The sequence below is a fragment of the Segatella copri genome, assembly GCF_009494835.1.
Taxonomy (GTDB): Bacteria; Bacteroidota; Bacteroidia; order Bacteroidales; family Bacteroidaceae; genus Prevotella; species Prevotella copri_F.
The window spans coordinates 14,080-30,629 of sequence record NZ_VZBE01000085.1; the positions used below are offsets into that span (position 1 = coordinate 14,080).

Here is a 16,550-nt window from a genome sequence, read left to right on the forward strand (position 1 = left end):
GTTCACTTTTCAATATAATCATATTGAAGTGAACCTCTAAGTTTATTCTGAAAAGAATCAGTTTACATAGCATCATCTCTCTCCATGAGATTATACGCTATGAGTTTAGATTCTATTCAGCGAGAATCTGGACTATTCTTTCTGCTGAGCGGCCATCCCATCTGTCAGGAATGCCCGCTTTCTTCCATTCACCCTTCAGAAGTTTCTGCATAGTTTGCTTCAGTAACTCCGGATCTTCAGCAACCAGTTCGTTTGTACCCACCTTTACAGTTTCAATATGCTCAGTATAGCTGTTGAGCGTAATGCAAGGAACCCCATTGAAGGTAGCTTCTTCAGCCACATTACCCGAATCGGTAATCACACCTTTGGCGTGAGCTGTAAGATAAGCAAACGACAGATAATCGAGCGGCTGAACCACCTGGATTCCACTCTGATGATTACTCTCTTCCTGATAAGCCTTGAATGCGAGCACGAAGCCCAAGGCTTTACCTCGAAGCGGAGCAATCACCTTCACTCCAGCCTGGCGCGCCTCTTCATCTATGACAGAAATGAGCGATTTCATCTCATCAATGTTATTGACGATGGCCTTGCGGTTCAAGGTCAGAACCATATATTCGCCTTCTTTCAGATGAAACTCGTCCATGACTTCAGGCCGCTGCATTTTAGACTGAAGGAAGCGGATGTTGTCGATAAGCACATTTCCTACCATGTAAACCTTAGACAATTCTGCACCTTCCTTGTTGGCGATGCTGTTGTTTGAAATGCCAGCGGTAAAGAGAATATCTGACAAGCCATCAATCACCAGACGGTTGATTTCCTTTGGCATGGTAATGTCAAAACTGCGGGTTCCGGCTGCAATATGAGCAAGCTGCACACCCTGCTTCTTGGTAACAATAGCCACAGCCATGGTTGAAGCCAGATCATCAACCACAATGACAACATCTGTAGCATTCTGCTGCAGATAGCACTCAAACTGACCCATCACCTGTCCGGTAAGTTCGTTCATGTTTGGACAGTCTACACCGAGATAAGCATCCGGTTTCTGAATGCCTAAGTCATCGAAAAGAGAAGATTCCAGTGTCGGGTCATCCTCTTTTCCTGTGTAAACCAACTGATAGCTGATTTCGTTACCAGCTTCCTGAGCATTACGAATTGCTCTAATTACGGGCGCAACCTTGATAAAGTTAGGTCTTGCACCTGCAACGATACAGATTTTCTTCATTTTTATCCTGTTTTATATATTTACTGAAGTTACAGTTTACTGATGTCTGAGTGCTTTATTTCTTGAGTCAAAGGGCATTATCCATCGACTCAGAGGTCTTTATCCCTTGAAAAGGTCTTTGATTCCTCCTATAGAACCCAAGAGATTGGTTGCCTCGTATGGCAGATAAACCACCTTATTATCCTTACCCTGTGCTACTTCCTGCATCATACTGATGTATTTCTGGGCCAGGAGATAGTTGGCTGGATTCGTACTCTGTCCTACAGCTTCCGTAATCTTCTGAATGGCAATAGCCTCGGCCTCAGCCTTACGGATGCGGGCAGTAGCCTCACCTTCTGCATTCAGGATAGCCTGCTGTTTGGCAGCCTCAGCCTTGTTCACGATGGCAGCCTTCTCACCTTCTGAGAGCAGGCGCTGCTTTTCCTTCTCACCTTCAGAAGTCAGGATGGTAGCACGCTTGTTGCGTTCAGCCTGCATCTGCTTTTCCATGGCCTGGAGCACACTCTCAGGAGGTGTAATATCCTGCAACTCTACTCGGTTTACCTTGATTCCCCACTTATTGGTTGCATCATCCAGAACCGCACGCAGTTTGGTGTTGATCGTATCGCGTGAAGTAAGCGTCTGGTCAAGCTCCATCTCACCTATTATATTACGCAAGGTTGTTTGGGTCAGTTTCTCTATAGCGTTTGGCAGATTATTGATTTCATACACACTCTTGAATGGGTCGACAATCTGGAAATAGAGCAACGCATTAATCTGCATCTGGATATTATCCTTGGTGATTACGTTCTGGCGGTCGAAATCATAAACCTGTTCACGAAGGTCAATGCTGTTAGTATAAACGTATCTTCCGCTTCTCATCGCCACAATATCCTTCGCATGGTCAATGAAAGGAATGATGATATTAATACCCGGTTTGAGCGTGGCATAATATCGTCCGAGACGCTCTATGATTTTCGTCTCACTCTGAGGGATGATAACGATGGTTTTCTTAACCACTACGAGTGCAAGTGCTACTAGAGCAATCAGCACGTAAATTCCTATGTTCATGATGTTTATACGATTAAGTGAATAATGTTGACTCTAAACTTTTCTAACCTAGATTTTTTCTACCTTGAGGATGATAGATTCATGGCCTAAGATTCGAACCTTATCGCCTACAGCAAGCGGTTCGGCAAGATGCGGAGCTTCTGCTTTCCAATCATCTCCATCCAGTTTCACTCTGCCGAAACCTCCGGCAGGAATCATCTCGGTTACTTCCCCTATCTGTCCTGCCAGCGCATCGGCATTACTGCGGCGGTCTTCCCCACCCTTATGCAGCGATTTCAGCAGATGCGGACGAACCAGCCAGATGCTAAGCATAGAGCAGATAGCCCAAACCACTACCTGCACCCAGAAAGGTGCTCCTACTAATGCCACAGGAATGCTGATGAGCGCACCAATGGCAAAACAAGTAACATAGAAATCGCCGGAAGACAACTCTAAGATGAGGCAGATGAACATCACCGACGTCCATACCAGCCAAAGGTTATGAGATAAATACTCCATACTTAACTATTTTAATTTGATTCTTCAGATTCGAGAGATTCGAAAGAGAAGATGAATTCATTTCTTCAGATTCGAGAGATTCGGAAAATTCCTTATTTTCTGCGGGTTGTAGTCTTCTTTTTTCTACTGGTCTTCTTGGTTGTAGAAGTCCTGCTCGTAGAACCTACCTTATAAGTTGTCTGAGGTTTATAATACTTCAGCGCAGTAGGCATTTCCTTCTGCAAGGCTGCAATACGCTTGGCGTCTGAAGGGTGATCACTGAAAATATCACTCTGATTGCTGCTTGAGCCCTGTGACATTCTCTTCCAGAAAGGAATGGCCTGCTGAGGATCGTAACCAGCCATGGCAGCGAAGATAAGCCCCATGTAATCTGCCTCGGTTTCATTATCACGGGAATACTTCAGATTGCGGAATGAGAAATACTGTCCGGCAACTGCACTTGCCACATTACCTACACCATTACCTACTGTCTGGTTCAACACAGTTCCCAGGATGCTTGTACCGGTTTGCTGATTCTGCTGCTTGGTGAGCTGCTCAGCACTATGCTTAGCCACAGCATGAGCTATTTCGTGACCCAAAACGATTGCCAAAGCGGTTTCATTCTGAGTGTAAGGCAAAAGTCCTTCATAAACCACGATTTTACCGCCAGGCATACAGAATGCATTGGCAGACTTATCTTGTACCAGGTTGAATTCCCATGAATAATTCTTCACATCGGCTTCAAATCCATTCTGCTTCAAATAGAGTTCAACAGCATTGGCAAGTCTTTTTCCTACCCGCTGAACCATAGCCGTATTGGCTGCATTGGTCGACTTCTTGGCAGAAGCCATGTACTTTGTGTATTCCTGATTAGACAGACTGAGTACCTGCTCATCGGATACAGAGATGCGATGAGTGCGACCGGTCAGAGGCACCGTCTGAGTAGTGCCGCATGATGCCAGCGCAAGGACTGCCACAACCGTCAAAACTAAAACCTTAAAATTTTTCATCTTAACTTACTTATGTATATAAAATATGTTTATTCATTAAGTTTATGTGCTGTTTGAAACACATTTTCTCTGCAAATATACTATTTCTAGTTGAAACCACCAAAGAAAAATGAGAAAAACATGAAATATAACCTAAAAATAACACAAGATAACTGACAAAAAAGGGGTGTACGAAAAAAAAATGGCAAAAAAATAAGGTGTGGCACAATCTTTGCAGTTTCGCAAAACCGTCAGACTGCCAGATGACAGCTGCCCGAGAAAGCAGCATTATCAGCAGACTGGGTTTAAGAAGTATAACATTAAAATATTTTAATATGAACGCAAAGAAGGAAGTGCCTGTATTGCTCTTGACAGGCTACCTGGGTAGTGGAAAGACAACCCTTCTCAACAAGATTTTAGCTAACGAAAAAGGTATTAAATTTGCCGTCATCGTCAACGATATTGGTGAAGTCAATATTGATGCAGCCCTGATAGAAAAAGGTGGCGTAGTAGGTCAGAAAGATGATTCGCTCGTTTCTCTCCAGAATGGTTGCATCTGCTGCACATTGAAGATGGACCTGGTAGAACAGCTCAAGGAAATCGTAGACATGAAGCGTTTCGATTACATTGTCATCGAGGCTTCCGGAATCTGCGAGCCTGCTCCTATTGCACAGACCATCTGCTCTATCCCATCCCTCGGCCCTCAGTACATCGAGAATGGCATTCTGCGCCTTGACAGCATCGTTACCGTAGTAGATGCTTTGCGCATGAAGGATGAATTCTCCAACGGCAGCGACCTGATGAAGAAGAATATGGATGAGGAAGATCTGGCTTCGCTCGTCATCCAGCAGATTGAGTTCTGCAACATCATTCTCCTGAACAAAGCAGCTGAGGTTGAGCCTAAGGAGCTGGAGCACCTGAAGCAGATTATCCGCGCCATCCAGCCTAAGGCAGAAATCTTTGAATGCAACTATGGTGACGTTGACTTGAATCTGATCGTCAACACCAAGAAGTTTGATTGGGAAACCGTATCCACTTCAGCCGGTTGGATTCAGGAGATTGAATCAGAAAGAAACGAAGAGCATGAAGAAGAAGATGATGATGACGAACATGAACATCATCACCATCATCACGACCATGACGAGGAAGACGAACATGAGCATCATCATCATGACCACGATCATGACGAGCATGAACATCATCATCACCATCATCACGACCATGACCATGATCATGAAGGCGGAGAAGTTGAGGAATACGGAATCGGCACCTTCGTTTACTATCGTCGCAAGCCTTTCGACTTGGGTCTCTTCGATGATTTCGTAGCAAGAAAATGGCCTAGAGACGTGGTTCGCGCCAAGGGAATCTGCTATTTCGATGATGAGCGCGACATGTGCTACGTGTTCGAACAGGCTGGCAAGCAGAAGACTGTAAAGCAGGCTGGTCAATGGTTGGCTACCATGCCGAAAGACGAACTCGCCCAGGTCTTGATGAATAACCCACAGCTGCAGAAGGAATGGGATCAGGAATTGGGCGACCGTATGATAAAAATCGTATTCATCGGTCAGCATATCAAGGAACAGAAAGATGCTATCATTGCTGAGCTCGACAAATGTCTGGCATAAAACAGATTAAAGAAGTAGACAAGCAGAACAGAAGTCTATCTTCAGAACAAATATTGCAGAATCTTATTCTGCCCAGTTCTTAGCAAAAAGCAAAGGAAAAATAGCTCAAAATGAGCAGGAAACAAGAAAAACGGAGGAAAACGAACAAAAAAGTGAAGTTTTTCCTCCGTTTTTTAGTTTAATTCGTTTTTTTTTGTTAATTTTGCACCCGAATAATAAAAGCGTAATAAATATGAAGACAAACTTCAGACCGGCGTATATAAAGGACTTTGCTGCTTGCTGGAAAGTCATCGACCAGGCTCGCCAAAGTATGATAGAATCGGGACGTCATCAATGGACTGAGGAATATCCATCAGAAAAAGACATTAGAAAGGACATAGAAAATGGCAACGCCTTCGTTCTGACTGTAAACGAAGAGGTAGTTGTCTATGGAGCAGTCATATTGAATGGTGAACCCAAATATAAGAAATTAGTAGGCAACTGGATTACTGATGGCGATTATTATGTAATACATCGCTTTGCTACGTTGCCTAGTTTCCAGCGTGAAGGTTTGGCGCGTATTTTCATCAGTAAGGTGAACAGCATGTGCGAGGTAGAAAAAATACCTAGCATCAAGGTTGACACCAACTTTGACAATACGCCGATGATTAACCTTCTGTCTTCGATGGGTTTCTGCATCTGCGGACGTGTAAACTATGGAGGAAACAGAGGTCAGCGTTTTGCCTTTGAAAAACTCTCCATAGCCATGGAACCTGCAGAATAATTTCTTGCCATCGAAAAACACAACATTTGATAAACATCCTCAAACATTCATTATGGAAGAGAAACTATTGCAGATGAAGAGCTTGGTTGAAAGACTCAACCAAGCTTCGGATAGTTATTATAACGGAAAAGGCGAACTCATGACCGACTATGAGTGGGACGCCCTTTTCGACCAGCTCAAGAGATTGGAAGAGGAAACAGGCGAAATTCTGCCTGACTCCCCTACTAATCGCGTGTCAGAAGATTCTATCGTAGGAAAGAAAGAGGAGCATGAATTTGCCGCCCTCTCTCTGGCAAAGACCAAACAGGTAAGTGATCTTGTAAAATGGGCAGAAGACCGCCCTATCTGGATTTCATGGAAACTGGACGGACTGACCCTCGTAGTAACCTATGACGGCGGAAAACTCACCAAAATCGTTACCCGCGGTAACGGACACATCGGCACCAACATTACCCACTTGGCTCCAGCCATTTCAGGCATTCCTGCTACCATTTCAGAGAAAGGACATTTTGTAGTAAGAGGAGAAGCCGTCATTTCGTATACTGATTTCGAACAGTTTATCATCGAAAGCGAAGGCGATTACGCCAATCCACGAAACCTCGCTTCAGGCTCACTCACGCTGAAGGATATTGAAGAGGTGAAGCAGCGCCACATCCAATGGATTCCGTTCACCCTGGTTTATACTGAGCGGGAACTTACCTCATGGGGCGAACGCATGCGGATGCTGAAAGAACTGGGAATGAATCCTGTAGAACGTGAGCGTATTGACCACCCTACCACAGAAAATATCCAGCTGGAAATAGACAAGTTTACGGAGAAGGTGACAAGCAAGAAGAATCCTTTCCCGGTAGACGGACTGGTGATTTGCTACGATGATACGGTTTATGCAGCTACCGGTTCGGTTACAGGCCACCACGCTACGAGGGCAGGATTTGCCTTTAAATGGCAAGATGAACATGCTGACACCGTACTCGACCACATCGAATGGTCGTGCGCAGCCAGCACCATCACGCCTGTAGCTGTTTTCAAACCGGTAGAACTGGAAGGAACCACCGTGCAGCGTGCCTCGCTCTGCAATGTAAGCGAATGCGAGCGTCTGGGCATTGGCGACAAGGGAACCAGACTACAGGTCATTAAGGCCAATAAGATTATCCCAAAGGTAATCAATATTACAGAGGTTGTGGGGAGTTTTGTCATTCCCGCCGAATGTCCGGTTTGCCATGCGCCAGCCGTAGTGCGCGAGAGCGAGAGCGGCACCAAGACTCTCCATTGCACCAATGCAGCCTGCCCAGCCAAACAACTTAAGAAATTTGCCCGCTTCGTCAGCAAGGAAGGAATCAATATTGACGGAATCTCAGAACAGACTGTCTGGAAATTCATCAATCATGGTTTTATCAGGGAATATGCTGATTTCTACAAACTGAAGAATTATGCGTTCGAGATTTCCTGTTTCGAAGGATTTGGCAAGAAGAGCGTAAGCAATCTTCTGGAGAGTGTAGAGAAAAGCCGCCATACTGACGGCCGTCATCTGCTCTACGCCTTGAATATTCCGCTCTGCGGCGGCGATGTGGCTAAAAAACTGCTCAGCCGTTACAAGGTGAAGGAACTGATAGAAGCAGCGCGCCTAAGCATGTTCGATGATGAGTTTGCAAGCATTGATGGTATTGGACCTGAAAAGAGTGCCAAGTTTATCGCCTGGTTCAAGGATGATGTTCATTTCCAGCATGTGCAGCATCTGCTGTCCGAGCTGATTATCGAGGAGCAAGAGCCTGTAGAAACGGGAAATAAATGCCAGGGGCTGACTTTCGTCGTAACGGGAGATGTGCATCATTACAAGAACCGCAACGAGCTGAAGGCTTATATTGAAAGCCAGGGAGGCAAGGTTACGGGAAGCGTGAGCAAGAGTACTAACTTCCTGATTAACAACGATGCAGCTTCGCAGAGTTCGAAGAACAAGAAAGCCCATGAACTCAATATTCCAATCATTACAGAGGATGAGTTCATTGAAAAGTTTCAGGAGTAAACACGTGAATTAAGCGAAATAAAAAGCGAAAGCCAGATTCCAGATTACGGACTTGGCTTTCGCTTTTCTAGTTTTAAGAACCTGCAAATTCTCTGTTATTATTCTCCAAGGAACTGACCCATGAAGAGAATGGCGCCACTGTTACGTTCTGTAATGAAATAAACGAATGGACGGTTGGCATGAAATTCTACACGCTTCATCTCGTGAGGACCCAGTGAGGTCAGCATCACAGCAGCTGTTACGGCAGCAGCCTTTGTTCCACGCTCGCTTACCTCAATCTTTGCCTTCTGCAACATCTTCGATACGTAGAAGCTGCCATTGGCAAAACGGCTGAAATCTGCCGTGCCTGGCTGGAAGATGCTTGGAGCTCCCAATTTACTGATAATCTGGTTGAGCGACAAATCCATCTCTGTGGTGAACTTCGGAAATTTTAAATCTACCTGGCAACGGTCCATGTCATTACTCAACTTCTGAAGTTTATCAGCATCCATCTCCTTCATCACCTCGCTGATGCTCTTGCCGGCCTTAGGAAGAAGAACGGTCATCTGATAACTTCCATTTCCGTATGGCAGCTCTACAGCCTGCAACATATCATTTTCAGTATAGGCAAACTTCTTGTTCTGGTGCATCATGTTCACCTTCTTAATATCGCGGGTGTAACCGCTGAAGTTCTCGAGGTGGGTATTCTTCGCATCAAACTTCTCCTGCCAGATTCCATTAAAATAAATAGCATTCAGAAGGTAAGAAACGGCTGCAGGGTCTACCTGGTCGATGATGCTAGGAATCATGCCTTTAGTCTGCTTCTTGCACCAGTCATTAATGCGAGTGGCAGATTTAGAATTGGTAAAGTCCATGCTCTCCACGCCAGCCTGATAAGAATCGGCTACGGTACGAGCGAAATCGCTGTTCAATGTGAAATTCTTGTTGATAGCGATAAAGTTGGCAATATTTACGGTTGTCTGCTTGTCGAGCTTGCCAGCCGAAAGCATCAGCGCCTTATAACAGTCGTTGAGTTCCTTCACGCTCACGCCCTCGCAACCGATTGCCTTCAGAATCTCCTGCTGAGTCTTGCCGTCAGCACCATTTGCAAGCATTCCCATCAGATAGGCGATGCTCATAGGCGAAACCACCTCAGAATCCATGCCGCTAATCTGCTGATAGAGTTTGAAAGCGAAATCATTATTCTTCTTCACGATGTTCTGCTGAGCCTCTGAGAGGACAAGATAACTCTCGTCCATTTCCTCATCTGCCGACGGACGGGCAGCCTCTGCCTCTGTTATCTTCTCAGCCTTTGTTGCGTTCTCATTTTGTGCATTCTTGCTTGAGCTGCAAGAAGTCATTGCCATTGCAGCTGAAGCTAAAATAGCTGCACTAAATACTTTCTTGTTCATATTTCTCTAATTTATTGGTTCATTTTAATGACTCAACGCTCCTAAACCCAAAGGGACAGTTCCTCTTTAAAAGGCTGTTCCCGAATCGGAATCTGAATCGTGAGTTCTGAAGATAAAATGAAAAATCGGCTAATCCTTGCACGAGGAAAGCCGATTTTACTATTTCTTAACAAAAAATATCTATGTTCTTTACAAAAAAATCAATGCAGCGGTGCCTCTTCCGAAGGTCTGCCAGGCTTTATTCTGAGATGATATCTGTTTCCATCATATTCCACTCGCATGATGTTCGTCCTGTTGGTCTTCATCTCATCGCTCGAATTTGCCACAAGATGTTCGTAGAGATCAATTGCCACATGACCCATCGTCCTGCGCAGATTAATCTCGATGCAAGGCACTACGCCCAGTCCGGTTCTGTTTACGTCCTCGCCTTCCTGATTCTGCACAGCATCGCAGAATTCGTCCTTTTCCCCTTTCGTGCAGATCATCATGTCAACGCCAAACGGACCGCTGTAAACATCCTTCAGCGCAGGCTCCATAACCTCGATGATGCGCTGTCTGATTTCGGCAAGCTGAGCCTCGCTAATGAGCGGTTTCATCATTTCCACCTTATCATCTTCAGAGCAGAGCACATTGCCCGAATAGGCATTCTTGATCGTATCGAATAGCGAAAGACCGCGATAGAGCGCCTTGCCATCTTTCATTTCAAACTCCATGGCGAAATCTCTCACCTTATTATATAGGGGTTCTACGGTTACGCCGCCCTGATGATAAATCATGTTTGCCACCCATCTTTCGAAGGTAGGATAATCTCCTGCAGTCCTGAAGTCATCAGCACTCACATATTTCACACCCCTCCCGCTACTGCTCCAGGGAGCCTTGACAACAGCTTTGCCGTGCTGGAGAATGAGTTCTTTGACACGGGCCGTTTCAGTAACATATTCCACGCCACGCTGCAGATGAAGGGCAGCCCATTGCCTGCTGCTCACCTCGCGTACCTTATTTAATACAGCATCAGTCGGCAACATAATCTCCGGTATTCCCAAACGCTCCAACTCACCTTTGAGCGACAGGTTCCATCCCCAAGGATGAACACTGTCCAGAAATTCAGTCTTGAGCAGATGCTTCAGCTGAGGCTTGGTGATAAACTCAACCTTGCTGTTCAGTTCAGCCCCAAAATGGCGCACCCTGTTCTTCGCAAAATCAATATCATCCACAAGTACGAGGTCGCCCTCTTCCGCCCAAAGAGCCGGAATGAAAGCAAGATCACTTCTAAGTTGTCTACCCGCATGAGGCGCGGTGAACTGTTTCAGATTTGCAGCCAAAGCCAAATCATGTTCTGGATTGAAAATATGTAACTTCATGGTGCAAAGATATAAAGAAAAGTGCAAAAAAGGGCAGAAAATCCCCTTTTTTACTTAGACAAGTGCTAAATAATGAAAAAAAAGTTACTTTTTGCTATCTAGAGTTTGCAAATTAGAAATATTTAATTACCTTTGCATCGTAAAAACAATTAGAAACGATATAAACTCATGGAAGAAGCATTCTTCAGAACACATACATACCTCGTAGAGCATACGGACGCACCAGTAAGACGCACTCTGATGGACGAAATCGACTGGAGCGACCGTTTGATTGGCATAAAGGGAACACGCGGTGTAGGAAAGTCTACATTCCTCCTTCAATATGCCAAGGAGCACTTTGGCCCTACTGACCGCAAGTGCCTGTATGTGAATATGAACAATTTCTATTTTCAAAGCAGAGGAATCGCAGATTTTGCAGGTGACTTTGTTCGCCACGGCGGCAGAACCCTTCTCATCGACCAGGTCTTCAAGCAGTCGGACTGGAGCAAGGAACTGCGCAAATGCTACGACCTCTATCCAGAGTTAAGAATCGTGTTCACAGGTTCCAGCGTGATGAGACTGAAGGAAGAGAATCCTGAGCTCAATGGAATCGTGAAAAGCTATAATTTGCGAGGCTTCTCTTTCAGAGAGTTTATCAACCTGCAGACTGGCAACAGTTTCAAGCCATATACACTCGATGAAATCTTGCGCAATCACGAGCACATCATCAAGCAGATACTGCCTAAGGTGAGCCCGATGAAATACTTCCAGGACTACTTGCATCATGGATTCTATCCATTCTTCCTGGAGAACCGCAACTTCACAGAGAATCTACTAAAGACAATGAACATGACGACCGAGGTAGACATTCTCCTCATCAAGCAAATCGAACTGAAATATCTCACCAAGATCAAGCGGCTCTTCTATCAGCTAGCTGTAGAAGGTGCCAAGGCTCCCAACGTGAGCCAGCTTGCCGAAGAGATCAACACCAGCAGAGCTACGGTAATGAACTACATCAAGTATCTTGCTGATGCGCGACTCATCAACATGATTTACCCTACCGGGCAGGAGTTCCCAAAGAAACCATCCAAGGTGATGATGCACAACTCCAACCTGATGTACGCCATCTATCCTATCAAGATAGACAAGCAGGAGGTGATGGAAACATTCTTCGTCAACTCAGTCTGGAAAGACCATAAGGTAAGCCAGACCGGCAAGGACCACTACTTCATTGTAGATGGTGAGAAGAAGTTCAGAATCTGCGATGCGCAATCTCCAAACAAGGTGCGCAACAATCCCGACATCATCTACGCCCGATACAATACCGAGGTAGGCAAGGACAACAGGATTCCGTTATGGCTTCTGGGTTTCCTATATTAGGGAATGTTGAATGTGGAGTGTTGAATGTTGAATTGCCTAACGGCATCAGCATGATGACACATAAGGGCGCAAGCCTAACTCAACACTCAACATTCAACACTCAACATTAGAATAAGAACATTAGAATAAGAATGAATTAAATACAAAACATTTTTAATATTTTATCTAAAAGTAAAATGGCTAAAGAGAAAAAATTTATCACTTGTGATGGTAACACAGCTGCCGCACATGTAAGCTACATGTTTACTGAGGTTGCTGCTATCTACCCTATTACTCCATCATCACCAATGGCGGAGCATGTAGATGAATGGGCTGCCAAAGGTCGTAAGAACCTTTTCGGTCAGCGAGTTTCTATCCAGGAAATGGAATCAGAGGCTGGTGCTGCCGGTGCAGTTCACGGTTCTCTCCAGGCTGGTGCCTTGACTTCAACTTACACTGCTTCTCAGGGTTTGTTGCTGATGATTCCTAACATGTACAAGATTGCTGGTGAGTTGCTCCCTTGCGTGTTCAACGTATCAGCTCGTACATTGGCTTCTCACTCACTTTGTATCTTCGGTGACCACCAGGACGTAATGGCTTGCCGCCAGACAGGTTTCGCTATGTTCTGCTCAGGTTCTGTTCAGGAGGTTATGGACCTCTCTGCAGTTCCTCACTTGGCTACATTGGAGACAAAGGTTCCTTTCATTAACTTCTTCGACGGTTTCCGTACTTCTCACGAGTACCACAAGATCGAGGAGATGGATATGGAAGACATCCGTCCATTGGTTAAGGAAGAGTTCATCGAGGACTTCCGTAACCGTGCTTTGACTCCTGAGCGTCCTGTTACTCGCGGTACCGCTGAGAACCCAGAGACATTCTTCACTCACCGTGAGGCTTGCAACACTTACTATGATGCAATCCCTGAGGTAGTAGAGAAGTACTGCCAGGAGATGACTAAGATTACTGGTCGTGAGTACCACCTCTTCAACTACTATGGTGCTGAGGATGCTGAGAACATCATCATCCTGATGGGTTCTGCTACAGAGCCAGCTCGCGAGGCTATCGACTACTTGAACAAGCAGGGCAAGAAGGTTGGTATGGTTGCAGTTCACCTCTTCCGTCCATTCTCTGTTGACTTCTTGAAGAAGACTATCCCAGCTACTGTTAAGCGCATCGCTGTTCTCGACCGTACTAAGGAGCCAGGTGCAGAGGGTGAGCCATTGTACCTCGACGTTAAGTCAGCTCTCTACGATGACGAGCGCAAGCCATTGATCGTTGGCGGTCGCTACGGTCTCGGTTCTTCTGATACAACTCCAGCTAAGATTGTTGCTGTATTCAAGAACCTCGAGTTGCCACAGCCAAAGAACCACTTCACTGTAGGTATCGTTGATGACGTTACATTCACTTCTCTCCCAGAAGAGGAGGAGATTCCAATGGGTGGCGACGACTTGTTCGAGGCTAAGTTCTACGGTTTGGGTGCTGACGGTACTGTTGGTGCTAACAAGAACTCAGTTCAGATTATCGGTAACAATACTAACAAGTATTGCCAGGCATACTTCTCTTACGACTCTAAGAAGTCTGGTGGTTTCACCTGCTCTCACTTGCGTTTCGGCGACAGCCCTATCCACAGTGCTTATCAGGTAAATACTCCTAACTTCGTAGCTTGCCACGTACAGGCTTACCTCCACATGTACGATGTAACTCGTGGTTTGCGTAAGAACGGTTTCTTCCTGTTGAACACTATCTTCGATGGTGAGGAGTTGGTTAACTTCATCCCTAACAAGGTAAAGCGTTACTTCGCTCAGAACAACATCACTGTTTACTATATCAACGCAACTAAGATTGCTCAGGAGATTGGTCTCGGTAACCGTACCAACACCATCCTCCAGTCTGCATTCTTCCGTATCACAAAGGTTATTCCTTTGGATCTCGCTGTAGAGCAGATGAAGGCATTCATCGTTAAGTCTTACTCTAAGAAGGGTCAGGACGTTGTTGACAAGAACTTCGGCGCTGTTGACCGTGGTGGTGAGTACAAGCAGTTGACAGTAGATCCAGCTTGGGCTAACCTCGCTGACGATGAGGCTAAGGAGGATAACGCTCCAGCATTCGTTAAGGAGCTCGTTCGTCCTATCAACGGCCAGGCAGGTGACCTCTTGAAGGTTTCTGACTTCGTTAAGCACAACACAGTTGACGGTACATGGCAGAACGGTACTGCAGCATTCGAGAAGCGTGGTGTTGAGGCATTCGTACCAGTATGGAACGTTGAGAACTGTATCCAGTGTAACAAGTGTTCATTCGTTTGTCCTCACGCAGCTATCCGTCCATTCGTATTGACCGATGAGGAGCTCGCAGGCATCGAGGGTCTCCAGACTCAGGATGTGAAGGCACCTAAGGCTTTGGCTGGAATGCATTTCCGCATCGAGACTTCAGTACTCGACTGTCTTGGTTGTGGTAACTGTGCTGACGTCTGCCCAGGTAAGAAGGGTGAGAAGGCGTTGACAATGGTTCCATTCAACGTAGACGCAGAGGATATGGTTAAGGAAGCAGCTAACTGGGAGTACCTCGTACACAAGGTAGCTTCTAAGCAGGATCTCGTAGACATCAAGCAGAGCCCTAAGAATTCTCAGTTCGCTCAGCCATTGTTCGAGTTCTCTGGTGCTTGCTCTGGTTGTGGTGAGACTCCATACGTTAAGTTGATTTCTCAGCTCTTCGGTGATCGTCAGATGATTGCTAACGCTACTGGTTGTTCTTCTATCTACTCAGCTTCTATCCCATCTACTCCATATACAAAGAACGCTAAGGGTCAGGGTCCTGCATTCGACAACTCATTGTTCGAGGACTTCTGCGAGTTCGGTCTCGGTATGGTAATGGGTAACAAGAAGATGAAGGAGCGCATCGCTCACTTGCTCGAAGAGGCTAAGGCTAGCGAGAAGGTTTCTGCTGAGTTCGTAGCTGCTGCTGACAAGTGGATGGCTAACATGAACGATTCTGAGGGTTCTAAGGAGGCTGCTGCAGAGTTGAAGCCTCTCATCGCTGCCTGCGCTGAGAAGGGCTGCCCTATCTGCAAGGAGCTCAAGACTTTGGATCACTACCTCGTTAAGCGTTCACAGTGGATCATCGGTGGTGATGGTGCTTCTTATGATATCGGTTACGGTGGTCTCGACCACGTATTGGCTTCTGGTGAGGATGTTAACATCCTGGTACTCGATACTGAGGTTTACTCTAACACTGGTGGTCAGTCTTCTAAGTCTACTCCACTCGGTGCTATCGCACAGTTCGCTGCTCAGGGTAAGCGTATCCGTAAGAAGGATCTCGGTTTGATGCAGACTACATACGGTTACATCTACGTAGCTCAGGTAGCTATGGGTGCTGACAATGCTCAGACATTGAAGGCTATCCGTGAGGCAGAGGCTTATCCAGGCCCATCACTCATCATCGCTTACGCACCATGTATCAACCACGGTTTGAAGCGTAAGGGCGGTATGGGTCGTTCACAGCACGAGGAAGAGTTGGCTGTTGAGTGCGGTTACTGGCACTTGTGGCGTTACAACCCACTGTTGGCTGATGAGGGTAAGAACCCATTCACACTCGACTCTAAGGCTCCTAACTGGGAGAACTTCCGCGACTTCCTGCTCGGTGAGGTTCGTTACCTCTCTGTACAGAAGGCATTCCCTAAGGAGGCTGATGAGCTCTTCTCTCAGGCAGAGAAGATGGCTAAACTCCGTTACCAGACTTACGTTCGTAAGAGCCAGGAGGACTGGAGCGAGCAGATCTAATCTAGCGAGATTTCAATAGGTTAAATATATCATCTCCGAAGACCTTGGTTGCGTTCTGCAATCAAGGTCTTTTTTGTTTAAAATGCTCCATATTCATGTAAAAATTGGAAATAAGTGATGAAACATAGGGAAAAATCGTGATTTTAAGATTGGGTTCATTAGGGGCAATTCAGAATACTTTTGTTAAGAAAACAGAATATTCACATGTGGTATAAGACGGGCTGAAAGCCCAAAAGCTCTTAGCCCTGGGCTATGAGCTTCTGCCCTTTCAGGGCGTATTGGGTAATTTCAACCGTACAGATCGAACCATTATGGATTTTTAATCCGCTAAAAGGACCGGAGCAAGAAGCGCAATCAGACTGAGTAATGTAAATTATCCTTACCTACCCAAAACAGAAACCCAAAGAGGCAAAAATCAGTGTATTAGTGAGTTTTCGAAGAAAAAAAGCAAAATAAGAGGGGTAGAAAGGTGTTTACCCCCTCTACTAAGGGTGAAAAATGCCCCTCCTCGGACTTCAAAACCCTTCCGATTTTA

At 45.7% G+C, this 16,550-nt stretch carries 11 protein-coding genes; 5 read left to right on the top strand and 6 right to left on the bottom strand.

Features of this window, described 5'->3' with window-relative positions:
- Window positions 1-112: 112 nt before the first annotated feature.
- The 4 genes from F7D47_RS12500 to F7D47_RS12515 all read right to left on the bottom strand — a co-directional run bounded on the left by F7D47_RS12500 (window position 113) and on the right by F7D47_RS12515 (window position 3,759).
- Window positions 113-1,222, bottom strand: a complete 1,110-nt coding sequence (locus tag F7D47_RS12500; RefSeq protein WP_118254743.1) for a UDP-N-acetyl glucosamine 2-epimerase — start codon at window positions 1,220-1,222, stop codon at window positions 113-115.
- Between the two features lie 99 nt (window positions 1,223-1,321).
- The gene (locus F7D47_RS12505; protein ID WP_153085528.1) at window positions 1,322-2,272 is read right to left on the bottom strand and encodes an SPFH domain-containing protein; all 951 of its coding nucleotides are present in this window, start codon (window positions 2,270-2,272) and stop codon (window positions 1,322-1,324) included.
- Between the two features lie 48 nt (window positions 2,273-2,320).
- Window positions 2,321-2,770 (bottom strand): NfeD family protein, encoded by a 450-nt coding sequence (locus F7D47_RS12510; protein ID WP_153085529.1) that lies wholly within the window; start codon window positions 2,768-2,770, stop codon window positions 2,321-2,323.
- Window positions 2,771-2,862: 92 nt separating this feature from the next.
- On the bottom strand, window positions 2,863-3,759 hold the full coding sequence (locus F7D47_RS12515; RefSeq protein WP_153085530.1) for a M48 family metallopeptidase: 897 nt from the start codon (window positions 3,757-3,759) through the stop codon (window positions 2,863-2,865).
- A 314-nt stretch (window positions 3,760-4,073) separates the two neighbouring features.
- Here F7D47_RS12515 and F7D47_RS12520 point away from each other — a divergent pair, with 314 nt between their 5' ends.
- The 3 genes from F7D47_RS12520 (at window position 4,074) to ligA (ending at window position 8,149) form a co-directional block, all read left to right on the top strand.
- Window positions 4,074-5,363 carry a CobW family GTP-binding protein gene (locus F7D47_RS12520; RefSeq protein ID WP_153082238.1) on the top strand — a complete coding sequence of 430 codons (1,290 nt, stop codon included), beginning with the start codon at window positions 4,074-4,076 and terminating at the stop codon, window positions 5,361-5,363.
- A 232-nt stretch (window positions 5,364-5,595) separates the two neighbouring features.
- Window positions 5,596-6,126, top strand: a complete 531-nt coding sequence (locus F7D47_RS12525) for a GNAT family N-acetyltransferase (protein WP_006846667.1) — start codon at window positions 5,596-5,598, stop codon at window positions 6,124-6,126.
- Window positions 6,127-6,178: 52 nt separating this feature from the next.
- On the top strand, window positions 6,179-8,149 hold the full coding sequence (ligA, locus tag F7D47_RS12530) for an NAD-dependent DNA ligase LigA (RefSeq protein ID WP_153085531.1): 1,971 nt from the start codon (window positions 6,179-6,181) through the stop codon (window positions 8,147-8,149).
- A 98-nt stretch (window positions 8,150-8,247) separates the two neighbouring features.
- Here ligA and F7D47_RS12535 read toward each other — a convergent pair whose 3' ends face one another.
- Both F7D47_RS12535 and F7D47_RS12540 read right to left on the bottom strand, forming a co-directional pair.
- Window positions 8,248-9,540 carry a serpin family protein gene (locus F7D47_RS12535; protein ID WP_153085532.1) on the bottom strand — a complete coding sequence of 431 codons (1,293 nt, stop codon included), beginning with the start codon at window positions 9,538-9,540 and terminating at the stop codon, window positions 8,248-8,250.
- Between the two features lie 200 nt (window positions 9,541-9,740).
- On the bottom strand, window positions 9,741-10,901 hold the full coding sequence (locus F7D47_RS12540) for a hypothetical protein (RefSeq protein ID WP_153085533.1): 1,161 nt from the start codon (window positions 10,899-10,901) through the stop codon (window positions 9,741-9,743).
- A 168-nt stretch (window positions 10,902-11,069) separates the two neighbouring features.
- Between F7D47_RS12540 and F7D47_RS12545 the strand changes: the two genes are divergently transcribed.
- Together F7D47_RS12545 and nifJ are read left to right on the top strand one after the other, a co-directional pair.
- The gene (locus tag F7D47_RS12545; RefSeq protein ID WP_153082234.1) at window positions 11,070-12,260 is read left to right on the top strand and encodes an ATP-binding protein; all 1,191 of its coding nucleotides are present in this window, start codon (window positions 11,070-11,072) and stop codon (window positions 12,258-12,260) included.
- Between the two features lie 176 nt (window positions 12,261-12,436).
- On the top strand, window positions 12,437-16,015 hold the full coding sequence (nifJ, locus tag F7D47_RS12550; RefSeq protein WP_022121989.1) for a pyruvate:ferredoxin (flavodoxin) oxidoreductase: 3,579 nt from the start codon (window positions 12,437-12,439) through the stop codon (window positions 16,013-16,015).
- Window positions 16,016-16,550 lie beyond the last annotated feature (535 nt).

What these genes read in the sequence shown, in the direction of transcription:
- F7D47_RS12520 (WP_153082238.1), top strand. Translation starts at nt 4,074, where the DNA reads ATGAACGCAAAGAAGGAAGTGCCTGTATTGCTCTTGACAGGCTACCTG.
- nifJ (WP_022121989.1), top strand. Translation starts at nt 12,437, where the DNA reads ATGGCTAAAGAGAAAAAATTTATCACTTGTGATGGTAACACAGCTGCC.
- F7D47_RS12540 (WP_153085533.1), bottom strand. Translation starts at nt 10,901, where the DNA reads ATGAAGTTACATATTTTCAATCCAGAACATGATTTGGCTTTGGCTGCA.
- F7D47_RS12545 (WP_153082234.1), top strand. Translation starts at nt 11,070, where the DNA reads ATGGAAGAAGCATTCTTCAGAACACATACATACCTCGTAGAGCATACG.
- ligA (WP_153085531.1), top strand. Translation starts at nt 6,179, where the DNA reads ATGGAAGAGAAACTATTGCAGATGAAGAGCTTGGTTGAAAGACTCAAC.
- F7D47_RS12505 (WP_153085528.1), bottom strand. Translation starts at nt 2,272, where the DNA reads ATGAACATAGGAATTTACGTGCTGATTGCTCTAGTAGCACTTGCACTC.
- F7D47_RS12500 (WP_118254743.1), bottom strand. Translation starts at nt 1,222, where the DNA reads ATGAAGAAAATCTGTATCGTTGCAGGTGCAAGACCTAACTTTATCAAG.
- F7D47_RS12515 (WP_153085530.1), bottom strand. Translation starts at nt 3,759, where the DNA reads ATGAAAAATTTTAAGGTTTTAGTTTTGACGGTTGTGGCAGTCCTTGCG.
- F7D47_RS12525 (WP_006846667.1), top strand. Translation starts at nt 5,596, where the DNA reads ATGAAGACAAACTTCAGACCGGCGTATATAAAGGACTTTGCTGCTTGC.
- F7D47_RS12535 (WP_153085532.1), bottom strand. Translation starts at nt 9,540, where the DNA reads ATGAACAAGAAAGTATTTAGTGCAGCTATTTTAGCTTCAGCTGCAATG.
- F7D47_RS12510 (WP_153085529.1), bottom strand. Translation starts at nt 2,770, where the DNA reads ATGGAGTATTTATCTCATAACCTTTGGCTGGTATGGACGTCGGTGATG.